The 19907-nt window shown below is 72.6% G+C and carries 22 protein-coding genes and 1 riboswitch; of the genes, 12 read left to right on the forward strand and 10 right to left on the reverse strand.

Annotated elements, in window-relative coordinates:
* From ACFXOM_RS05935 to ACFXOM_RS05945, 3 genes are all read right to left on the reverse strand, one after another.
* The coding region (locus tag ACFXOM_RS05935) for a cobalamin biosynthesis protein (RefSeq protein ID WP_385037081.1) at positions 1-896 on the reverse strand (896 nt) is incomplete at its 3' end.
* A 30-nt stretch (positions 897-926) separates the two neighbouring features.
* A riboswitch (cobalamin riboswitch) is annotated at positions 927-1062 on the reverse strand.
* A 194-nt stretch (positions 1063-1256) separates the two neighbouring features.
* Positions 1257-1493, reverse strand: a complete 237-nt coding sequence (locus ACFXOM_RS05940; protein ID WP_384935591.1) for a hypothetical protein — start codon at positions 1491-1493, stop codon at positions 1257-1259.
* Between the two features lie 12 nt (positions 1494-1505).
* Positions 1506-2762 (reverse strand): anion permease, encoded by a 1257-nt coding sequence (locus ACFXOM_RS05945; protein ID WP_385037084.1) that lies wholly within the window; start codon positions 2760-2762, stop codon positions 1506-1508.
* 380 nt (positions 2763-3142) lie between these two features.
* Between ACFXOM_RS05945 and ACFXOM_RS05950 the strand changes: the two genes are divergently transcribed.
* From ACFXOM_RS05950 to ACFXOM_RS05960, 3 genes are all read left to right on the forward strand, one after another.
* A complete protein-coding gene (locus tag ACFXOM_RS05950) occupies positions 3143-3808 on the forward strand; it encodes a class II aldolase/adducin family protein (protein WP_384935586.1) in 666 nt (221 codons plus the stop codon).
* A gap of 59 nt (positions 3809-3867) precedes the next feature.
* On the forward strand, positions 3868-4995 hold the full coding sequence (locus ACFXOM_RS05955; protein WP_384935583.1) for an alpha/beta hydrolase: 1128 nt from the start codon (positions 3868-3870) through the stop codon (positions 4993-4995).
* Between the two features lie 203 nt (positions 4996-5198).
* On the forward strand, positions 5199-6569 hold the full coding sequence (locus tag ACFXOM_RS05960; RefSeq protein ID WP_384935581.1) for a hypothetical protein: 1371 nt from the start codon (positions 5199-5201) through the stop codon (positions 6567-6569).
* Positions 6570-6726: 157 nt separating this feature from the next.
* On the opposite strand, the gene ACFXOM_RS05965 is transcribed toward ACFXOM_RS05960, so the two are convergent.
* Entirely contained in the window at positions 6727-7617 is an 891-nt protein-coding gene (locus ACFXOM_RS05965) for a neutral zinc metallopeptidase (RefSeq protein ID WP_385037115.1), read from the reverse strand.
* A gap of 320 nt (positions 7618-7937) precedes the next feature.
* Here ACFXOM_RS05965 and ACFXOM_RS05970 point away from each other — a divergent pair, with 320 nt between their 5' ends.
* From ACFXOM_RS05970 to ACFXOM_RS05980, 3 genes are all read left to right on the forward strand, one after another.
* Positions 7938-9536 (forward strand): ABC-F family ATP-binding cassette domain-containing protein, encoded by a 1599-nt coding sequence (locus ACFXOM_RS05970; RefSeq protein ID WP_384935578.1) that lies wholly within the window; start codon positions 7938-7940, stop codon positions 9534-9536.
* Positions 9537-10176: 640 nt separating this feature from the next.
* A complete protein-coding gene (locus ACFXOM_RS05975; RefSeq protein WP_006123601.1) occupies positions 10177-10398 on the forward strand; it encodes a helix-turn-helix domain-containing protein in 222 nt (73 codons plus the stop codon).
* Between the two features lie 141 nt (positions 10399-10539).
* The gene (locus tag ACFXOM_RS05980; RefSeq protein WP_384935575.1) at positions 10540-11331 is read left to right on the forward strand and encodes an enoyl-CoA hydratase/isomerase family protein; all 792 of its coding nucleotides are present in this window, start codon (positions 10540-10542) and stop codon (positions 11329-11331) included.
* 176 nt (positions 11332-11507) lie between these two features.
* On the opposite strand, the gene ACFXOM_RS05985 is transcribed toward ACFXOM_RS05980, so the two are convergent.
* Complete coding sequence (locus tag ACFXOM_RS05985) at positions 11508-12212, reverse strand: hypothetical protein (RefSeq protein ID WP_385037087.1); 705 nt, start codon at positions 12210-12212, stop codon at positions 11508-11510.
* A 117-nt stretch (positions 12213-12329) separates the two neighbouring features.
* Here ACFXOM_RS05985 and ACFXOM_RS05990 point away from each other — a divergent pair, with 117 nt between their 5' ends.
* The 6 genes from ACFXOM_RS05990 (at position 12330) to ACFXOM_RS06015 (ending at position 14881) form a co-directional block, all read left to right on the forward strand.
* Positions 12330-12779 (forward strand): Asp23/Gls24 family envelope stress response protein, encoded by a 450-nt coding sequence (locus ACFXOM_RS05990; protein ID WP_384935570.1) that lies wholly within the window; start codon positions 12330-12332, stop codon positions 12777-12779.
* Between the two features lie 24 nt (positions 12780-12803).
* Positions 12804-12995, forward strand: coding sequence for a hypothetical protein (locus ACFXOM_RS05995; protein ID WP_384935568.1), 192 nt, complete (start codon positions 12804-12806; stop codon positions 12993-12995).
* Positions 12996-13001: 6 nt separating this feature from the next.
* The gene (locus tag ACFXOM_RS06000) at positions 13002-13373 is read left to right on the forward strand and encodes a hypothetical protein (protein ID WP_384935565.1); all 372 of its coding nucleotides are present in this window, start codon (positions 13002-13004) and stop codon (positions 13371-13373) included.
* The gene (locus tag ACFXOM_RS06005) at positions 13370-13999 is read left to right on the forward strand and encodes a DUF6286 domain-containing protein (protein ID WP_384935562.1); all 630 of its coding nucleotides are present in this window, start codon (positions 13370-13372) and stop codon (positions 13997-13999) included. The genes ACFXOM_RS06000 and ACFXOM_RS06005 overlap by 4 nt, the downstream gene beginning before the upstream one ends.
* On the forward strand, positions 13996-14583 hold the full coding sequence (gene amaP, locus ACFXOM_RS06010) for an alkaline shock response membrane anchor protein AmaP (protein ID WP_384944713.1): 588 nt from the start codon (positions 13996-13998) through the stop codon (positions 14581-14583). The genes ACFXOM_RS06005 and amaP overlap by 4 nt, the downstream gene beginning before the upstream one ends.
* A 106-nt stretch (positions 14584-14689) precedes the next feature.
* Positions 14690-14881 (forward strand): DUF6381 family protein, encoded by a 192-nt coding sequence (locus ACFXOM_RS06015; protein ID WP_384935556.1) that lies wholly within the window; start codon positions 14690-14692, stop codon positions 14879-14881.
* Positions 14882-15030: 149 nt separating this feature from the next.
* Here the strand turns inward: ACFXOM_RS06015 and ACFXOM_RS06020 are convergent, their stop codons facing one another.
* From ACFXOM_RS06020 to ACFXOM_RS06040, 5 genes are all read right to left on the reverse strand, one after another.
* Complete coding sequence (locus ACFXOM_RS06020) at positions 15031-15786, reverse strand: SDR family oxidoreductase (RefSeq protein WP_384935553.1); 756 nt, start codon at positions 15784-15786, stop codon at positions 15031-15033.
* A gap of 4 nt (positions 15787-15790) precedes the next feature.
* Positions 15791-17587, reverse strand: a complete 1797-nt coding sequence (locus ACFXOM_RS06025) for a glycoside hydrolase family 15 protein (RefSeq protein ID WP_384935551.1) — start codon at positions 17585-17587, stop codon at positions 15791-15793.
* 41 nt (positions 17588-17628) lie between these two features.
* A complete protein-coding gene (locus ACFXOM_RS06030; protein ID WP_384935549.1) occupies positions 17629-18438 on the reverse strand; it encodes an SURF1 family protein in 810 nt (269 codons plus the stop codon).
* A 93-nt stretch (positions 18439-18531) separates the two neighbouring features.
* Positions 18532-18765, reverse strand: a complete 234-nt coding sequence (locus ACFXOM_RS06035) for a hypothetical protein (protein ID WP_384935546.1) — start codon at positions 18763-18765, stop codon at positions 18532-18534.
* Between the two features lie 122 nt (positions 18766-18887).
* Positions 18888-19862 carry a DEDDh family exonuclease gene (locus ACFXOM_RS06040; protein ID WP_384935543.1) on the reverse strand — a complete coding sequence of 325 codons (975 nt, stop codon included), beginning with the start codon at positions 19860-19862 and terminating at the stop codon, positions 18888-18890.
* Positions 19863-19907 lie beyond the last annotated feature (45 nt).

Below are 19907 nucleotides of genomic sequence, written 5' to 3' on the forward strand. Positions count from 1 at the left end.
ACAAGACCGGTTCCCCCCACGCTCCGACACAGCCGCCCCGTACGAGCGATGCCCGTGACGCCGACTCCCCGACGGGCGGTGTGGGCCACTTTCTTTTGCCAACCACGGCCGCCGTACGCGAGGGTGCCGCCGAGCCGTACGCCGAGCGCCCCGGCGAACGACGCCTCCACCGGGCCCGCGTTGGGGCTCGGGTGCTTCGCCGCGTCGGCGCGCCAGGCCCGTGCGGCCCCGCGGGGATCACCGCCCGCGGCCGCCGCGAGGACGGCCGTCAGCCGCGCTCCCGGCCAGCCCGCCAGGTCGTCGAGCCGTGCCGAGGCCCAGCCGTACCGGCGGTGGCGGGGCGACTTGTGGCCCACCATCGCGTCGAGCGTGTTCACGGCGCGGAAGCCCACGAGGCCGGGGACCCCGCCGACCGCCCCCCACACCAGCGCCCCGACGACGGCGTCCGAGGTGTTCTCGGCGACGGACTCGACCACAGCGCGGGCGATTCCCGGCCCGTCCAGCGACTGCGGGTCGCGTCCGCACAGGTGGGGGAGCCGTTCCCGGGCGGCCTCGACGTCCCCCGCGGCCAGCAACTCGCCGATCGCCCGGGCCTCCCGACCGAGCGACGTGCCGCCGACGACCGCCCAGGTGGCAGCCGCGGTCAGGGCCAGGGAGGCGCTACGGGAACGGCGCGTGGCCCGCACGGCGAGCGCCGCCGCGCCCACGGCGCCTCCGGCGCACACGGCAGTGTGCAGTGCGCCCCATCCGCGGTGGTCACGCCACAGCTTCCGTTCGACGGCAACGGCAACCCGGCCGAACGCGGCGACCGGATGCCCGCGGCGGGGGTCGCCGAAGAGCAGGTCGCCGACGAGTCCGGCCGCGGCGCCGCACGCAAAGATCCGCGCGGTACGCATGTTCGTCCTCACTCAGGGTCCGCGCCCTGGCTCGACGTGACCGGCGGTGAGAGTTCCTGGCTCCGGGTGGGCACCCGTGACAGTGGCGGGACCGCGCCAGATTCGCACCGGCTTCCTCTTCTGCCGCCGTAAATGGCTCCGGAAGTCCACCATGGCTGCGAAGACGCGTCAACTCGCCTTTGACCTGGGGCGGGACAGTGTGCGGAGGCACACACGGCGGGCCGGAGCGGTGGTGTGCCCGGTGCCCGCGACGAGCAGGCCGGCGTCACCGCTCTCCGCTCCCACGGGCCTGTGCACGGACGACGTGGGCCGGGCGCACCCAGGGTGCGCCCGGCCCACGTGCGGGTCAGGGGGGATCCGTCAGGTGACGATCAGGTAGATCCCGTAGGACACGGCCGCCGCGCACAGCGCGAAGCACACGTACGCGCCGGTCCGGGCGAGAGGCGCGGAGCCGCCCCCACTGCCGTCGGCCCCTGCGGTGGCGGCCTCGTGCTTGGAGAGGCCCGCGATGCCGAGGGTGAACAGGCCCACGAGGGCGACGGTCACGACGAGACTCACGCCGAAGACGGAGCCCAGAGCTGCCCAGTCGATCTTCATGCTGTTCTTTCCTTACACCGTGGCGGCGGGCGCCGGGGCGGTCTCACTGGACGCGGCCGGAACGGAGGCCTTGGAGTCGACTTCGGAGGCGACCGCGGCGGCGGCCACGGTCGGCGGCGGGGTGACGGCCGCGATGGCGGTGGTGACCACGCCTGCGGGCTCGGAGGGCTCGTCGTCGGTCACGTTCGTGTGGGTGACCGGCTTGCGGCGCGAGAGCGCCCAGATCGCCCCGGAGCCCGCGACGAGCAGGACGGCGACGGCGGCTATGCCCCAGGTGCCCTGTCCGGCGAGGAACTCGGCGGCGGCGCCGACCAGTCCGGCGGCCGGCAGCGTCAGGCCCCAGGCCACGAACATCCGGGTCGCCGTGGACCAGCGGACCACGCCGCCCTTGCGGCCGAGGCCGGCGCCCATCACGGCGCCGGAGCAGACCTGCGTCGTGGACAGCGAGAAGCCGAGGTTGGAGGAGGCCAGGATGACCGTCGCCGCGCCGGTCTGGGCGGTGAAGCCCTGCTGCGGCTGGAGGTCGGTCAGGCCCTTGCCCATGGTGCGGATGATGCGCCAGCCGCCCAGGTACGTACCGAGAGCGATCGCCAGACCCGCGGAGACGATGACCCACAGCGGGGGGTTTGAGCCCGGGGCGAGGACGCCTCCGGTGACCAGGGCCAGGGTGATGACGCCCATGGTCTTCTGGGCGTCGTTGGTGCCGTGGGCCAGCGAGACGAGGCCGGCGGAGGCGATCTGTCCGGCGCGGTAGCCCTTGGACGTGGCCTTGTCGTCGGCCTTGCTGCCGATCCTGTAGGTCAGCTTCGTCGCGAACAGCGCGGCGAGACCTGCGACGACCGGGGCGGCCACGGCCGGGATCAGCACCTTGGTGATGACCGTGCCGCCGTTGACGGCCGAGAAGCCGGCAGACATCACCGCAGCGCCGATGAGACCGCCGAACAGGGCGTGCGAGGAGCTGGACGGCAGGCCCAGCAGCCACGTGAGGAGGTTCCACAGAATGGCGCCGACCAGCGCCGCGAAGATCACTTCTGTGCGTATGCCCTCTTCGTTGATGATCCCGCCGGAGATCGTCTTGGCGACCTCGATGGACAGGAAGGCGCCGACCAGGTTCAGCACGGCCGACATGGCCACGGCTGCCTTGGGCCTCATCGCCCCGGTCGAGATGGTGGTCGCCATGGCATTGGCGGTGTCGTGGAAACCGTTCGTGAAATCGAACACGAGAGCTGTCACGACGACGATCGCGAGCAGCAGAGTGATGTGTTCCATTTACCGAGTACCCAGGCAATCGTTCGGACGTCAGTGGCTTGGGTGAACGTAGGGTTATCAAGTGAACGGAAAGTGAACTGGGACCGGCGTCGTGGTGTCTCCAAGGGGCGGGTGGTCGCTCCGCTTTCGCGACGGAGGGGGGTCGGGTGCCCGGCGTTCCGGCCCGCGGCGGCTGTATGACGCCGATGCGGCGGTCTCCGGGCGGTGTTCGGGCCCCCGGTGCGCCGCTTGCGAACGGTCGTCGGTGTCACGATGTGACGCCTCTGATGTGACTCTGATCACAAGGAATTCGATCAGTGATCGACATGGATCGATACTGTCTGCCGCGGTTCACCCACGGATGCGAGAAGTCGTTCCCCGGGTGCTGGCAGGATCGTCGTATGACACCTCAGGACGCGATACCCCGGGCCTGGTCGGAGCTCGTGGCCACGGCCCGCAGGACATCGACGGACGGACTCGTCGTCGGAACCTCGGGCAACGTTTCCGTACGGGTCCCCACCGACTCCGGTGACGTCGTCCTGGTCACCCCCAGCGGGGTGCCGTACGACCGGCTCGGAGCCGAGGACGTGACCGGCGTCCGGCTCGACGGGCGGCAGGTCCTCGGCTCCCTCGTGCCCACCAGTGAACTGCCGATGCACCTCGCGGTCTACCGCGCCACGGACGCCTGCGCCGTCGTGCACACCCACGCCGTGCACGCCACCGCCGTCTCCACGCTGGTCACCGAGCTGCCGCTGATCCACTACATGGCCGCGGCACTGGGCGGCCCGGTCCGCGTCGCCCCCTATGCGCTGTACGGCACCGACGAACTCGCGGACAACATGCTCGACGCGTTGCGGGACCGCTCGGGCTGCCTCCTCCAGAACCACGGGACCGTCGCCCACGGGCACTCACTCGAGCAGGCGTACGACCGGACCGCGCAACTGGAGTGGATGTGCCGCGTCTGGCTCGCCGCGAGTTCCCTGCCGGGACGCGACCCCGCCCTGCTGTCCGGTTCCCAGCTCCACGACGTGGCGGAGAAGCTCCGCGGCTACGGCCAGTCGCACTGACGTCACTCCGGCGGGAGCGTCCACTGGCAGCCCCGCCGAGACGTCACCACACTGGAACGGTGCGCCCGGCAACAGCGACGGCAGCGGCCGTCACCACCGTCATCGGACTCGCCGCCGCCGCCCTTGCGGCCGGCCGGTACGCCAGCGACGCCGCGCTCAAGGTGCCCGCCGGCCGGCCCCTGCCCGGTGAACCACGGCTCACCGTCCACGCGACGGGGCCCGGCCGCATCACCCTCACCCGCAGCCTCGCGTCCCTGCGACCGGGAACGTACGGCCTCGCCGGCACCGCCGTGCACGCGGTCGTGGGACCCGTCCTCGAGGGCGTGCCGCACGCCGCGGACGAGGTCGTGAGGAGGCTGGATCGGGTCGAGCACGGCAGCCTCGACCCGGGCAGCCGGGTGCGCCTCACCCCGCAGCTGCACACCGGCACCCCGGGCGACGCCCTGGGCGTCGACTACCAGGACGTGGAGGTCCCCGGCGAACTCGGCTCCCTCCCCGCCTGGTTCGTGCCGGGGCCCCGCTCCACCTGGGTCATCGCGGTGCACGGCATCGGCGGCACCCGCGAACACACCATGAACCTCTTGCCGTTCCTGCTGGAACGGCGCCTGCCCACACTCGCCCTCGCCTACCGGGGGGACCCCGGGGCGCCCGGCTCCCCCGACGGCCTCGGCCACCTCGGCGACTCCGAGTGGCGCGACCTCGACGCGGCCGTACGGTTCGCCGTCCGCAGTGGCGCCGAGCGCGTGGTCCTGCACGGCTGGTCCACCGGTGCCGCCATGGCCCTGCACGCAGCCGCCAACTCCGTCCTGCGCGACCGGATCGCAGGACTCGTCCTGGACTCCCCGGTGCTCGACTGGGAGACGACCCTGCGGGCCCTCGCCTCCGCCCGTCGCACCCCGACGGTGCTGCTGCCGCTCGCCGTGCGCGCCGCCCACGGGCGCACCGGACTGCACGGGGACCGGCTGAAGGCAGCCGCCGCCCCGAACGCCCTGCGCGTACCCACGCTCGTCTTCCACGGACCCGGCGACACCCTCGCCCCCTGGGGGCCGTCCCGTGAACTGGCCGAGCGGCGCCCGGACCTGGTGACCCTGCAGACGGTGCCGGACGCCCCGCACGCGGCGATGTGGAACGCGGACCCGGCGCACTACGAGGAGGCCCTCAGGCGCTTCCTCACGCCCCTGGTCTGAGCCTCGCCGCTCCGCTCGCGCGGCCCCCCGTCGCCCTGGGGGCGGCGGCGCCGGGCACGGATGGCCGAGGCCGGCCGACGGGGAGCGTCCGGTGCCGACGGGTTCCCCCCACGGCCCGGCCGGGGCGGCCCTCCACACCTCCCCGCCGGCAGATCCCGCATTCCGTTTGGGCTTTCGGGGGCACAGCGGGAAGACTGCTCCTCGTGACGTCCCGTAACCTGCGCGACTCCAGGCTTCGTCTTGTCCGCCCCCGGCCCACCGCCACGGCCCGCCGCGCCGTGACCAACCGGCGTACCCGGCCCGCTCCCCGACCTCCCGAGGGCACCCCTCCGCCCGCGGAACTCGCCCGCCAGGCACGCGAGGTCCTCGCCGATGCCGTCCGCGTCGCCCGGTGGGCGGCCGACCACGGCGGGTCGGGGGGCTCCGCCGACCGGGAACGGGCAGCCCCGGCGCTGGGGCTGACACCGGGCCAGGCACACGCAGGCTGGGACCGCGCCAGGCTGGCCGGACTCGTCGAGCTGCACGGCGGAACCGTACGACCCGGATGGCGGCTCAACGCCTGGAACGGCGACGACGCCGCCGTGTTGCGCGGTTGGGTCGCGCTCTTCGACGCGTGGTCACTGGTGCACCCGGCCCCTGCCGCCGTGCCCCCCGCGGCCGTCGCGGAGGTGGTCGAGGCCGTCCCGCAGGTCCTCTCCCTCCTCCAACTGTCCGCCGGGCCCGTTCTCGTGCCGGCCCTGCTGGACCTGCTCCGTCAGCGCGTCGAGGAGCTGCGCGAGGAGCGCTGCGAGGTGCCGTTCGGTCCGCAACCCGACGCGGAGGCGGCCGAGCCCGCCGAACCGCCCGCCGACGTTCCGCTGTCCGCGCTGCTCGACTGGGCCCTGGAAGGGCTGGCCGCCGTCGGCGCCCTCACCCTCGGCGACGGGCAGGCCACCCTCACGCCGCTCGGCAACTGGGCGGTCTGGGTCAAGCTCGAACAGATCTGCGTCGCGGCACAGAGTCCGGCCGGCAACATCGAGCAGTCCGCGGAGGAGATGCTGCGCGGTTGCGCCCGGCTCACCCCCGGCCCGGCCCGCGCCGAGTACCGGGCCTGGCTCGCCGCCCGCACCGCGTCCACCGCGGTCACCGAACTCCTCGCGGCCGCCCGCGGTGAGGACGCCCTGCTCAGGGGTCTCGCCTTCGAGGCGCTCCGGGTCGTCGGCGCGCCCGCCGAGGCCGGGGTGCGCGCCGCCGCGGCGGACCCCTCTCTCAGGCCGTACGCCCTGCTCTGGCTCGCCGAGTACGAGGGAGCGGACCCCGAGGACACCGCCGACGTCCTCTCCAGGGAGGAGGCGACCTGGCTCTGGGTGGACACCGCGGCGGCCGTGGCCGACCACGGCGAGAGCGCGCTCCTGGTCCGCCACCTCGAATCGGCCGTCCAGGGCACCGTCCCGGCGCTTCTCGACGAGGTCAGGGCCGTGGGGCATCCGCGCACGGTCCAGGTCCTGGTCGCCCTCGCCGCCGCGCACCCCGATCCCGCGCTGGCCAAGGCCGTCCGCCGGGCCGCCTTCCAGGTACACACGGGGGGAGCCTGACGACGTGCGGGGCCGGACGGGCGGGGCGCCGCCGAGGAATCCACCGCGCCCGGCCGGAAGGTCCCGAAGCTCCAGGCGTGGCCCTCACGGTGACGCACCACGTCGTCGCGGGACCGCAGTCCCGGTGGGCGGGCAGCCCACGACCCTCGCTCCGCGCTCAGCGGAAGGTGTCGCACTGCGCCATGTCGCCGGTGCGGTAGCCCCGGTAGAACCACTGCTGGCGCTGCGCAGCCGAGCCGTGCGTCCAGGTCTCCGGCGTGACCCGGCCCTGGAACCTCTCCTGGATGCGGTCGTCACCGACGGCCGCGGCGGCGTCCAGGCCGTCCTGGATGTCGGCGTCCGTCAGCTGCGTCAGCAGCGGCCGGCCCGACCTCTCGTCAGGCGTGGTGGTCGCGTGGTGGGCCCACACCCCGGCGTAGCAGTCCGCCTGGAGCTCCACCCGCACCGCGTTGCTGCCCGCGCCCTGCTGCGGGTCCTGTGCGAGGCGCAGCGTGCCCATCAGGTTCTGCACGTGGTGGCCGTACTCGTGCGCGACGACGTAGGCCTGCGCGAACGGACCGTCGCCCGCGCCGAACCGGGTGCGCAGATCGTTGAAGAAGCCGAGGTCCAGGTAGACCCTGTGGTCACCGGGGCAGTAGAAGGGCCCGACCGCCGACGTTGCCGCGCCGCAGGCCGTGTCCACCCGGCCCCGGAACAGCACCGTCCGCGAGTCCGGGTACCGCGCACCGCGCCGGGCGAACTCCGCCCGCCAGAAGTCCTGCACGCTGTTGACCACCGCGACGGTCCGGCAGTCGTCCCGGGCGTTCGCGTCCGCGCCCTTCCGGCAGGTCTGCGCCACCTGGGCGGCGGAGGACGCATCCGCCGCGGGCTCCCGCCCGCCCTCGGTCAGGCCGAGCTGTTCCGGTCCCACGCCGAAGAACAGGCCCAGGACCAGTGCGACGAAGCCGATGATGCCGCCGCCGATGGTCGCCCGACCGCCCGGGATCCCACCGCCGCGCGCGTCCTGGACCTCGGAGGTGTCCAGCTCGGCGTCGTCGTCGAACTGCACCACGACCTCCCGCTCGGCTCCGCTGGGCGGCGCGTCGCCGTCCTGCGGCCGAGTATCGATCAAGGAAGGGCATCCTGCCCTTTATGTTGGTCCGCACCGTCCTCGACCCCGCCAGGCGCCGGGCGACCGGAAGACGGACGGCGGCGGGCCACCCCTCCGCGGCAACCGTGCGGCCATCGAGCGCGCGGGGAGGGCGGAAAAGCAGTTGCCCCGTCCCGGTAGACTTCCCCGCATGGCATTTCTCCTCGTGGATTAGACGGCGTAGAAGCCTCCGCACGCCCCGTCGTCCTTCCGTCGTCCATCCGTCCTGGAGTCTTTCCGTGATCACCGCTTCCGGCGTAGAGCTGCGTGCCGGCGCCCGCGTCCTCATCGAGTCCGCCACCTTCCGCGTCGCCAAGGGCGACCGCATCGGCCTGGTCGGCCGCAACGGAGCGGGCAAGACCACCCTCACCAAATGCCTCGCCGGCGAAGGCGTCCCCGCCGCGGGCAGCATCGCGCGCTCGGGCGAGGTCGGCTACCTCCCGCAGGACCCGCGCACGGGCGACCTCGACGTACTCGCCCGCGACCGCATCCTGTCCGCCCGTGGTCTGGACGTCCTGATCCGCAAGATGCGCGAGAACGAGGAGCGCATCGCGACCGGCAAGGGCGGCACCCGTGAGAAGGCGCTGAAGCAGTACGAGCGCCAGGAGACCGAGTTCCTGACGAAGGGCGGGTACGCGGCCGAGGCCGAGGCCTCCACCATCGCGGCCGCGCTCAATCTGCCCGACCGGGTGCTCGGCCAGCCCCTGCACACGCTCTCCGGCGGTCAGCGCCGCCGTGTCGAGCTCGCCAGGATCCTGTTCTCGGACGCGGACACGCTCCTGCTCGACGAGCCGACGAACCACCTCGACGCCGACTCGATCGTCTGGCTGCGCGACTACCTCAAGACCTACCGGGGCGGCTTCATCGTCATCTCCCACGACGTCGACCTCGTCGAGACCGTCGTCAACAAGGTCTTCTACCTCGACGCGAACCGCTCGACGATCGACTTCTACAACATGGGGTGGAAGCTCTACCAGCAGCAGCGCGAGGCGGACGAGAAGCGCCGTAGGCGGGAGCGCCAGAACGCGGAGAAGAAGGCCGCGGCGCTCAACGCCCAGGCCGACAAGATGCGCGCCAAGGCCACCAAGACCGTGGCCGCCCAGAACATGGCACGCCGCGCCGAGCGTCTGCTCGCCGGACTCGACGAAGCCAGGGTCGCCGACAAGGTGGCCAAGCTGCGCTTCCCCGAGCCCGCGCCGTGCGGCAGGACCCCGCTGACGGCCGAGGGCCTGTCCAAGTCGTACGGCTCCCTGGAGATCTTCACCGACGTGGGTCTGGCCATCGACAAGGGCTCCCGCGTCGTGATCCTCGGCCTCAACGGCGCGGGCAAGACGACGCTGCTGCGCCTCCTCGGCGGGGTGGAGAGGCCGGACACGGGCCAGGTTGTCGAAGGCCACGGCCTGAAGCTGGGCTACTACGCGCAGGAGCACGAGACCCTCGACCCGGACCGCACGGTCCTGGAGAACATGCGGTCCGCCGCACCCGACCTCGATCTGGTGGAGGTCCGCAAGGTCCTGGGGTCGTTCCTGTTCTCCGGAGACGACGTCGACAAGCCGGCCGGGGTGCTCTCCGGTGGTGAGAAGACCCGACTCGCCCTGGCCACGCTGGTGGTCTCCGCGGCGAACGTGCTGCTGCTCGACGAGCCGACGAACAACCTGGACCCGGCCAGTCGCGAGGAGATCCTGGGCGCGCTGCGCACCTACAAGGGCGCCGTCGTCCTGGTCACCCACGACGAGGGGGCCGTCGAGGCTCTCCAGCCGGAGCGGATCATCCTGCTGCCCGACGGGGTCGAGGACCTCTGGGGTGCGGACTACGCGGATCTCGTCACCCTCGCCTGACCGGGACCGACCGAAGGGCGTCGAGGTCCGGCCGGGGAGGTCCTCGGCCGGGGAGGCACCGGGACGGGCCCGCCGTTCCGGTGCCTCCCCGGCCCCTCCCGGCGTGCCGGCGTTCTCCGGTGCGTGTCGCACCTCCGTCGTGCGCGTGCGGCGTCCGGTCGCCGGAGGCGCGCCCGTGGTGCCCGCGCGGTCCCACGAGGGCCGTCAGCGCCGCCGCCCGGACGTCGCGGGCTCCGGCGCGCGGGTCCCGGACGGGAAGGTCGGGGGCGCTGCCGTATCCACCGCCCGGCCGCCGTTCCTCCCGGGGGTCGGGTGTGATGCACGTCATATGGATCATTCGGCCCACGGGTGATCCTTCATCTGAGTGAGTGCGTCTCGTACCCCGGCGTGGCGGGCCGCGGCGGCAGCCCCTCGCTCCCGGAATGAGCCCGTCCGTATCGTGGCCATCCTGACCTGGAGTTTCGTCCAGCGAGACGCGGAAACGTCACGGCTGCGACGGACGGAATCCGTGGCTCCAGCCCGGGGCGAGCCCCTCCGGGAGGCAAAGCCGGTTGCACAGACCTTGTCGAATGGGTGGCCATGAAGCCCTTGAGGGGTGATCATGAGAAGTCCAGAGCGCACTTCCCATGAGGAGGCACGGGTGGCCGAGACTCTGAAGAAGGGCAGCCGGGTGACCGGCGCCGCGCGCGACAAGCTCGCGGCAGACCTGAAGAAGAAGTACGACTCCGGTGCGAGCATCCGGGCGCTGGCCGAGGAGACGGGCCGCTCCTATGGGTTCGTCCACCGGATGCTCAGCGAGTCCGGAGTCACGCTGCGTGGACGCGGCGGGGCGACGCGGGGCAAGAAGGCCGCTTCGGCCTGACGCCTGACGATCCCGAGCGACGTTTGGGGCCGACCGGTTCACGGTGTCGGCCACCCGGCCGATCGCGCGGTCGGCCGGGTGGTTACTGTGCAGTCACTTAGTCTGTGCTGCACTGGCCGCACCGGAACCGAAAGGCGCCCTATGGCTTCGCTCGACTCTGTGCTCGACAAGGACGGCGTACGGCTCACCGTCGATGACGCGGTGGCCACGGTGACGCTCACCAATCCGGCCAAGCGCAATGCCCAATCTCCCGCTCTCTGGCGGGCGTTGGCCGAGGCCGGGCGATCGTTGCCGGGCAGCGTGCGCGTCGTCGTACTGCGCGGTGAGGGCAAGTCCTTCTCCGCGGGGCTCGACCGGCAGGCGTTCACGCCCGAGGGCTTCGACGGCGAGCCGTCGTTCCTCGATCTGGCGCGCGGTTCCGACGAGGAGCTCGATGCCGTCATCGCCGAGTACCAGGACGCGTTCACCTGGTGGCGCCGCAACGACATCGTCTCGATCGCGGCGGTCCAGGGGCATGCGATCGGCGCCGGGTTCCAACTCGCCCTCGCCTGCGACCTGCGGGTCGTTGCGCAAGACGTGCAGTTCGCCATGCGCGAGACCAGCCTGGGTCTCGTCCCCGACCTCACCGGGACCCACCCGCTTGTCTCACTCGTCGGTTATGCGCGTGCGCTGGAGATCTGCGCCACCGGGCGCTTCGTCCACGCCGACGAGGCGGAGCGGACCGGCCTGGCCAACCTCGTCGTGCCCGGCGAGGAACTCGACGCGTCCGTGCACGACCTGGCGGGTGCGCTGCTCGCCGCACCGCGTGACGCCGTGATCGAGACGAAGGCGCTGCTGCGGGGTGCGCAGTCCCGTGGGTACGAAGACCAGCGGGTGGCCGAGCGCGCCGCACAGGCACGACGGCTGCGCGACCTCGCCGGGCTCTCCGACTGACGCTCCGGGGCGGGGCCGACCGTGTCACGCCGGCGACGGTCGGCCCGGCGACGGCGTGGCCCGGTCCCGTGGTCGCCCCGGCAGCGGTGGCGTCCCCTTCGGCGTCGGACCGGAAGGACGTGCCCGCCGTGGCCGTCGTGGTCGGCATTCCGCGACCGTCGCCCCGCGCCCCGGCATCAGGTGCCGGGGGCGTGCCGCGCGGGGATGCCCGGGTCGGCCACGCCGGTGATCAGAACGGTCACCGGCGCCGGTGCCGGGAGCAGCGGCGTGATCGCCCCGCGGACCGCGCGGGCCACCACCAGCGGGTGGTGGCCCGCCGCCGTGGCCAGTTCGACGCGGGTGCCGGTCCGGCCGACCCGCACCGGCACGCCCAGGGTCCCGGTCAGTCGCGCGACGCCCGGCACCGCGGCGACCGTCGCCCCCAGGTCGTCCTGCGGTGCCACCCCGGGCGGACCGGAGGGCGTCGCACCCGGTGCCGGGGCGACGTCCAGCAGGGCCGTCACCCTCAGGTCGATCTCCTCCACCACGAGGCCGAGCCCGTGCCAGGACGCCGTGGAGAGCGCGGCGCGCAGTCCTTCGGCGAGCTCGCGGAGCGGACGGTCCCCGTACGCGGCGAACTCCGCCGCGACACGCAGCGGCCCCGGAGGCAGGGCGGCCGGCGGGGGCGGGAACACGGGCGACCCCGCCGTATCCGGGTCGGCGAGTGCGATCCGCAGCGGCCCCGGATCGACGCCGTCCACCGTGCGCGCCGCCGCGCACAGCACCGCGCGCGCCGCCCGTTCCGCCAGCCAGGCGCCGTCCTCCGCGCGACCGAGAGGCAGCAGTCTGTCGGTGCCCGGCCGGGCCCGTACGGTCGCGGTCCGTCCGCGCGGCGTGGTCACCGCACCAGCCTCGCCATTGCTCCAGCCTGCCGCATCCCCGGCGCGGGAGGGACCAACCCCACCTAGTGTGGTCAGCGAGTACGGAATTCACCGGTGCCCGGAAAGGGACGAGTGGCGATGACCGAACCTGACCCGAGTCCCCTGAAGGATCCCTCCGTGTCCAGACGGGGCGGTGGCGATCCGGCGGTTCGGGGCCGCACCACCATCGCCGACGGCGTCGTCGAGAAGGTCGCCGCGCTCGCCGCCCGCGACGTGGTCGGGGTCCATGCCATGGGCAACGGTGTCTCCCGGGCCTTCGGCTCGGTGCGCGACCGCGTCCCCGGCGGCAAGCCGTCCGTCACCCGCGGGGTGAATGCCGAAGTCGGGGAGGTGCAGACGGCCCTCGACCTCGAGATCGTGGTCGACTACGGAGTGTCGATCGGCGATGTGGCCCGCGCCGTCCGCGAGAACGTCATCGCTGCGGTCGAGAGGATGACCGGACTCGAGGTCGTCGAGGTCAACATCGCGGTCGGGGACGTGAAGCTCCCGGAGGAGGAAGACGAGGAACCGGAACCCCGGATCCAGTAGCAGAGCTCGCGAGAGGAGCTCACGATGAGCATGGCGGTGGCCGGTCTGCTGGCCGGCATGGCACTCGGCTTCGCCGGCTACTTCGGCGGTTTCGCAGCGTTCCTGCTGGTGGCCGCGCTCGGTGCGGTCGGATTCGTCGCCGGGCGGTTCCTGGACGGCGACCTCGAACCGGGGGACATCTTCCGCGGCCGCGAGCAGGACGACCGGAGGGGGTGACACGGCGTGGTTGCGGATCCGAGCCCGCCCCTTGTCAGCGGGGGGACCGCCGCTGCCGAGCGGGGAGCGACGACGATCGCCGACCACGTGGTGGCGAAGATCGCGGCGCGGGCGGCGCGCGAGGCGCTCATGCGCCTACCGGAGGGTGGCGCGCTCCCGTTCGCCACGGTCACCGTGCACCAGGACCACGCCCGCGTGGTCATCGGCCTCGAACTCGACTACCCCTGCGACATCGGCGGGCAGTGCCGCGCGGTGCGCCGCCAGGTCGTCCGGAGGGTGGAGGCGCTGACCGGTCTGGAAGTGCCGGAGGTCACCGTGGACGTGGAGCGGCTGCACTCCGTCCACACCCGCCGGACTGCCCGGGTGAGGCTGCGATGACCGAGCCGGCGGAGGAGGCGGAAGGACCGGACCGGCCCGCTTCCCCGGCACCGCCCCGGGGCGGCGGGGTCACGGGCCGCAGCGGCAGGTTCTGGTCCCGCCGGCGCGTTCCCGCCGCGCTACTCGCCGCGGGCGTGACGGGTGCCGCGGGCCTTTTGCTGTACGACGTGGCGGCGGTGCGTACCGAGCACGCCGGGATGCACTGGCGGCGGTGGCTCGCCGACCAGTTGGACAGGCGGCCGTTGGACGACGGCTGGTTGCTGGTGGGTGCGGCCCTCGCGGTGCTGCTCGGTCTGGTGCTGATCGTGCTGGCGGTGACCCCGGGGCTGCGGACGATCCTGCCCATGCGTCGCGACACGGACCGTGCGGACGTCCGGGCCGGGCTGGACCGGGAGGCGGCGGCGCTGGTGTTGCGCGACCGGGGCATGGAGGTGTCGGGCGTGCAGTCCGTACGGGTCCGGGTGCGCCGTTCCCGAGCCACGGTCCGCGTGGTGTCCCACTTCCGCGATCTCCACGACGTCCGGCGCGACGTGCACGCGGTGATGGGCGACGGGATCCGCGAGCTCGGCCTGGCCCGCCCGCCGGCGCTGTCGGTGCACCTGCGCAGGCCGGCGAAGAAGGGATGAGCACGGTGACCGGAGCCGTCAACCGCGTCCTGATCGGAGTCGTCGGCCTGGTGCTGTCGGCCACCGGGGTCGCGGTGCTCGCCGCCGGAGCCGGCCTCGGGGTCCCGTCGTGGTGGCCCTGGAACGGACCGGACGACGTGCTGCTCAGCAGGAGCGAGCGGAAGCGGTGGCAGGGCGAGGACTGGTGGTGGCCGCTGGTGATCACGGTGCTCACCGTCGTCGTCCTCCTCGCCCTCTGCTGGCTGATCGCGCAACTCCGCAGATCACGGCTGCCCGGGATCCTGGTCGACAGCGGTGACGGCGACGGCGCGACCCTGCGTGGGCGTGCGTTGGAATCCGTACTCGCCGGCGAAGCGGAACACGTCGCCGGCGTGTCGCGCGCCCAGGTGGTTCTCCACGGCCGCCGTACCGTGCCGACCCTCCGCGTGAGGCTGCTCCTGGAGCCCTACGCCTCGCCGGGCGAGGTGCTGGACCGCGTCTCGGCCGGGGCGTTCCGCAACGCGCGTGAGTCGGTGGGGCTGTCCGTGTTCCCCGCGGAGGTCCGCCTCCGTGCCGTGACGTACCACGCGCAGCGCGTGACGTGACCGCGGGGGATCGAGCGTCCTCGCACGGCCCGCTCGGGATGCGGGGCGGTGGGAGCGCTGCTTCGCTGAGAGGGGTTCGCCCATAGCGAGGAGCCGAGGAGTGACCATGAGTGATGCAGGCGAACTTGGCGGCCGTATCCGGCAGATGCGGCAGAAGGCCGAGGAGTTGAAGCAGGCCGCGGAGCGGGCGGGCGATCCGGAGGAGCGCCGGCGACTCCAGGACAAGGCCCGCAAGTTGCAGGAGCAGAGTGAACAGGAGAGCGCCATGGGCTCGGGGGACATCTACCCGATGGAGTGAACTCCTGAGGGAGTGCAGCCCGTGGCACGAGCTGGTCGGCGGTCGCACCTGGGAGCGGTCGCCGACCGGTTGCCGTGCCGGCCGGTTCCCCGCCGCGCGCAGCGCGTCCCCTGCGGGCCCCTGCGGGAGGCAGGACCTTCCGGAGCCCGTCAGAATCCCCGCCGGGCACCGCCGTCGACCGGCAGCATCACGCCCGTGACGTACGAGGCCGCCGGAGACAGAAGGAACGCCGCGGTACGCCCGAACTCCTCCGGTCCGCCGTAGCGCCGCAGCGGGATCCGGGACTCCGACGCGGCACGTGCCGCGTCCGCGTCTCCCGACAGCGCGTCGAGTTCACGGACCCGGTCCGTGTCGATCCGGCCCGGCAGCAGGCCCACCACACGGATGCCGCGCGGCCCCAACTCGTCGGCGAGGGACTTGGCGAACCCGGCCAGACCGGGGCGCAAGCCGTTGGAGATCGTCAGACCCGCGATGGGCTCGTGAACCGAACCGGACAGCACGAACCCGATCACACCGCCGTCTCCGAGCACAGCCGCAGCGGCGCGAGCCAGTCGGACCGCGCCCAGGAAGACCGTGGTGAAGGCCGCCTCCCACTGCTCGTCCGTGTTGTCCGCGACGAAGCCGGGAGCGGGCCCGCCGACGCTGATCAGGATGCCGTCGACGCGGCCGAAGCGTTCGCGCGCCGCGGCGACGAGCCGGTCCGCCGCGGCCGGGTCGGCGTTGTCGGCCCCGACGCCGACGGCGTCCCCGCCGAGCGCCTCCGCCGCGTCCGCCGCCGTCTTCCCGTCCCGGCCGGTGACGACCAGCTTCGCGCCCTCCTCGGCCAGTGCCCGTGCCGTTGCGTTCCCCAGACCACGGGTGGCGCCGGTGACGATGAAGACGCGGTCCTTCAGTCCAAGATCCATGGCCCTATCCTGCCGCCTCCTGGGCGGCCAGGGCGAGGGCCGATCCCACGAGACCCACATGGCTGAACGCCTGCGGGAAGTTGCCGAGCTGCCGTCCCGCCGCGGGGTCGTACTCCTCGGCGAGCAGGCCGACGTCATTGCGCAGGTCGAGCAGCCGCTCGAAGAGCTCCGTGGCCTCCTTCACCCGCCCCGTCATCCGCAGGGCGTCGACCATCCAGAACGAGCAGACCAGAAAGGTTCCTTCACTGCCCGGAACGCCGTCGACCGAGGCGCCCCGCGTGCTGTAGCGATGGACCAGACCGCCGCGGCTCAGCTCCGCGCGCACCGCCTCCACGGTGCCGATCACCCGCGGATCGTCCGGCGGGAGGAAGCCGACCCGGGGGATCATCAGCAGGGACGCGTCCAGTTCGGCCGAGCCGTAGAACTGGGTGAAGGTGTTGCGCTCCGGGTCGTAGCCCTTCTCGCACACCTCCCGGTGCACCTCGTCCCGCATGGCCCGCCACCGGGACACGTCGCCGTGCAGCCCCGGGTCGCGCTCCAGGGCCCGTACGGCCCGGTCCGCGGCGACCCAGGCCATCACCTTCGAGTAGACGAAGTGGCGCCGCGGGCCGCGTACCTCCCACAGCCCCTCGTCCGGCTCGCGCCACTTCGACTCCAGGAAGCCCAGCAGGCTGAGCTGGACGTTCCACGCGTGCGCCTGCGGCGTCAGTCCCGCCTCGGCGCGGTGGTGCAGGGAGTCCATCACCTCGCCGTAGACGTCGAGCTGCAGCTGGTCGGCGGCGGCATTGCCTATCCGTACCGGCGATGCGGCCTCATGGCCCCGCAGCCAGGGCAGCTCCAGCTCGGGCAGTCGGCGTTCGCCCGCGACGCCGTACATCACCTGTAGGTCCGCCGGATCACCCGCCACGGCACGCAGCAGCCAGTCGCGCCACGCCGCCGCCTCGTCCGTGTAACCCGTCGCCATCAGCGCGCCGAGGGTGAGGGTGGAGTCGCGCAGCCAGCAGTAGCGGTAGTCCCAGTTGCGCACGCCACCGGGATCTTCCGGCAGGGACGTGGTGGCGGCGGCGACGATTCCTCCCGTAGGGGCGTACGTCAGCGCCTTGAGGGTGATCAGTGAACGCAACACCGCGTCGCGGTACGGGCCGTCGTAGGTGCACCTGCCCGACCACTCCGTCCAGTCCTCCACACTGTGCCGCAAGGCTTCGAACGGGTCGATGAGCCTCGGGCGGGGCCGGTGCGAGGGGTGCCAGGTGAGGACGAAGGCCACTGCGTCCCCCTCGCCGACCGTGAACGACGAGCAGGTGCTGAACTGCTGCCCCCAGGTCTTCACCGGGACCGCCTCGGGGCTCTCGATGCGCAGCCAGACGGAGTCGGGGCCGGCGACCGCCACCCGGTGCCCCTCGGCCCGGCGCATCCACGGGACGATCGAGCCGTAGTCGAACCGCAACCGCAGTGTGGCCAGCATATCGACGGTTCCGCTGACGCCCTCGACGATGCGCACGACGTCCGGGGCGGTGTCGCGCTGCGGCATGAAGTCGATGACCTTGACGGTGCCCGTCCTCGTCTCCCACACGGATTCGAGGACCAGGGTGCCGGGCAGGTAACTCCGACGGGTGCAGTTCCCTGCGCCCTTCGGGGCGATCCGCCAGTGGCCGTTGTCCTCCGTGCCGAGCAGCGCGGTGAAACAGGCCCCGGAGTCGAAGCGGGGGAGACAGAGCCAGTCGATCGAACCGTTCTTGCCGACCAGGCCCGCCGTCTGCAGATCGCCGATCAGGGCGTAGTCCTCGATGCGTTGGGTCACGCTCTGGCGTGTTCCCACGCTGCTGTGAGATTAAGCGCAGCTCAGACGGTACTTTGCGCGGCTTCGGCCGCGGCTTCCGGAGCCGCCGTCGTTCGTTCGGTGGCTGTGGCTTCCCGGTCCCGCTTCTCGCGCCGCACGAGGACCACCCACCCCACGGGTACACCAGCCGCGAACAGCCACCACTGGACCGCGTAGGCCATGTGCGGACCGATCGAGTCGTGGTCGGGGTCGGGGATCAGCTCGGGCGTCCCGCCGGACGGCTCGGGTGCCGTCTGCTGTACGTAGCCGCCGAGCACGGGCAGGCCGAGCCGCTTCGCCTGCTGCTCGCTGCTGATCAGCATGACCTGACGCGGGGGCAGGCCCTTCAGGTCCTTGATGCCGCTGGCGCCGGTGGTCTCGTCGGCCATGAGCCGGCCCGTGACGGTGACCTCGCCCCGGGGCGCGGGCGGTACGGCGGGGAATGCCTTCTGGTCGGCCGCCGACGGCACCCAGCCGCGGTTGACCAGGACGGCACGGCCGTCGGGGAGGAGCAGCGGGGTCAGGACGTGCACACCGACCCGGTCGTCACTGTTGGTGCGGCGGCGCACCACGACTTCGTGCGCGGTGTCGAACGTCCCCCGCGCCGTCACCCGGCGCCAGAAGTCGGCGTGCGGCACGGAGTGGCCGGGGGAGGTGAGTTCGGTGACCGGCACCGGCCGCGCCGAGAGGTTGTCCGAAATCAGCTGGTTCTGGGCGACCCGGTTCTGGTGCCGGTGCAGCTGCCAGAAGCCCAGCTCGACCATCACCGGGATGAGGGCGAGGCTGACGAGGGTGAGGATCACCCACTGCCGGGACAACAGGAAGCGGTACACGGTTTGACCGTACCTGTTCGGATCTGCGGCCCGGACAGTGGGTCCCGTCCGGGCCGCCGGGCCCTGCGTGCCGGGGCGCCGTGACGTTGCCGGTCACACCCTGTCGACGATGCCCGCCCTCCCCTCGGCCCGGGCGCAGTGCGCGCCGCAGTACCAATGACCCTGGACCTCGACGCCCTGGCCGATGATCTGGACCTTGCAGTGCTCGCAGATGGGCGCCATCCGGTGGATGGCGCAGGAGAAGCAGTCGAAGACGTGCACCGCGCCCTGCGCGTGCACCTCGAAGGACATTCCGTAGTCGTTTCCGCAGACCTCGCATCGTGCCATGCGCCGCATGGTCCGGAGCGAGGGGGAGCGGGGCAAGGTCCGGCCGGGCGGGTCGCGAGGCTCTACCCGACCGGCTCAGCAGGGACGCCCCGGCCCGACCGGTTCCCGCCGGGCGCCCGCCGTCACCCGTCCGCCGGTTGCACGTCCCTCAGCAGTTGGGTGAACGCGGCCTCGTCCACGATCGGCGTCCCGAACGACTTCGCCCGGAGTGTCTTCGACGTCGATGCGTCGGGATCGTTGGTCACGAGCAGGCTGGTCAGCCGGGACACGCTCGTGGCGACGTGCAGACCGGCCTCGATCGCACGGTCCTCCAGGAGCTCCCGCTCCACGCTGGTGTCGCCCGAGAACGCCACCCTCATGCCCTGTTTGAGCGGGTGGTCCGCTTCGTAGCGTCCCGGATTGGGGTGGGGGCACGGGGGGCGCTTGCGCGACGGGCGCCAGCCGTGCTGACGGTACGTCGCCTGGTGGCCGATGCGCGGCGCGGCGGGTGCGGAGGACCACTCGGTCAGCGGCCGGCACTCGAGGAGCGGCAGGCGTACGCCGCGCCGCGCGGCCGTGTGCAGGCTCGGGCGGAAGGCTTCGGCGAGCACCCGCGCGTCGTCGAGCGCATGGTGCGCGCGCCGCTGGACGACGCCGAAGTGGGCCGCGAGCGACTCCAGCTTGTGGTTGGGCAGGGGGAGGGCCAGCTCCTTGGAGAGCGCGATCGTGCAGAGTCGCTGCCGGACGGGCGCGGTGTGTTCGGCCCGTGCGTACTCCCTCGCGATCATGGACCAGTCGAAGAACGCGTTGTGCGCCACGAGTACCCGGCCGTCCAGCCGGGCCGCGAACTCATGGGCGATGTCACCGAAGAGCGGCGCGCCCTCCAACACGTCGCGCGTCAGCCCGTGGATCCACACGGGGCCGGGATCCCGTTCGGGATTCACCAGCGAGTACCAGTGGTCCTCGACGTTGCCCTGGGCGTCGAGCCGGTAGACGGCAGCCGACACTATCCGGTCGTCGCGGGCGAGTCCGGTGGTCTCCACGTCAACGACCGCGTACCCCTTGGGGTACGCGGTCGGCCACGCTGCTGCGGTCGTACGGTCGTCGAGCATGGTCACAGAGAATACGGCCCGCCACCGACAGTGCTGTCCCGGCCCATCGGC

This window comes from Streptomyces sp. NPDC059169, assembly GCF_042755225.1.
Taxonomy (GTDB): domain Bacteria; phylum Actinomycetota; class Actinomycetes; order Streptomycetales; family Streptomycetaceae; genus Streptomyces.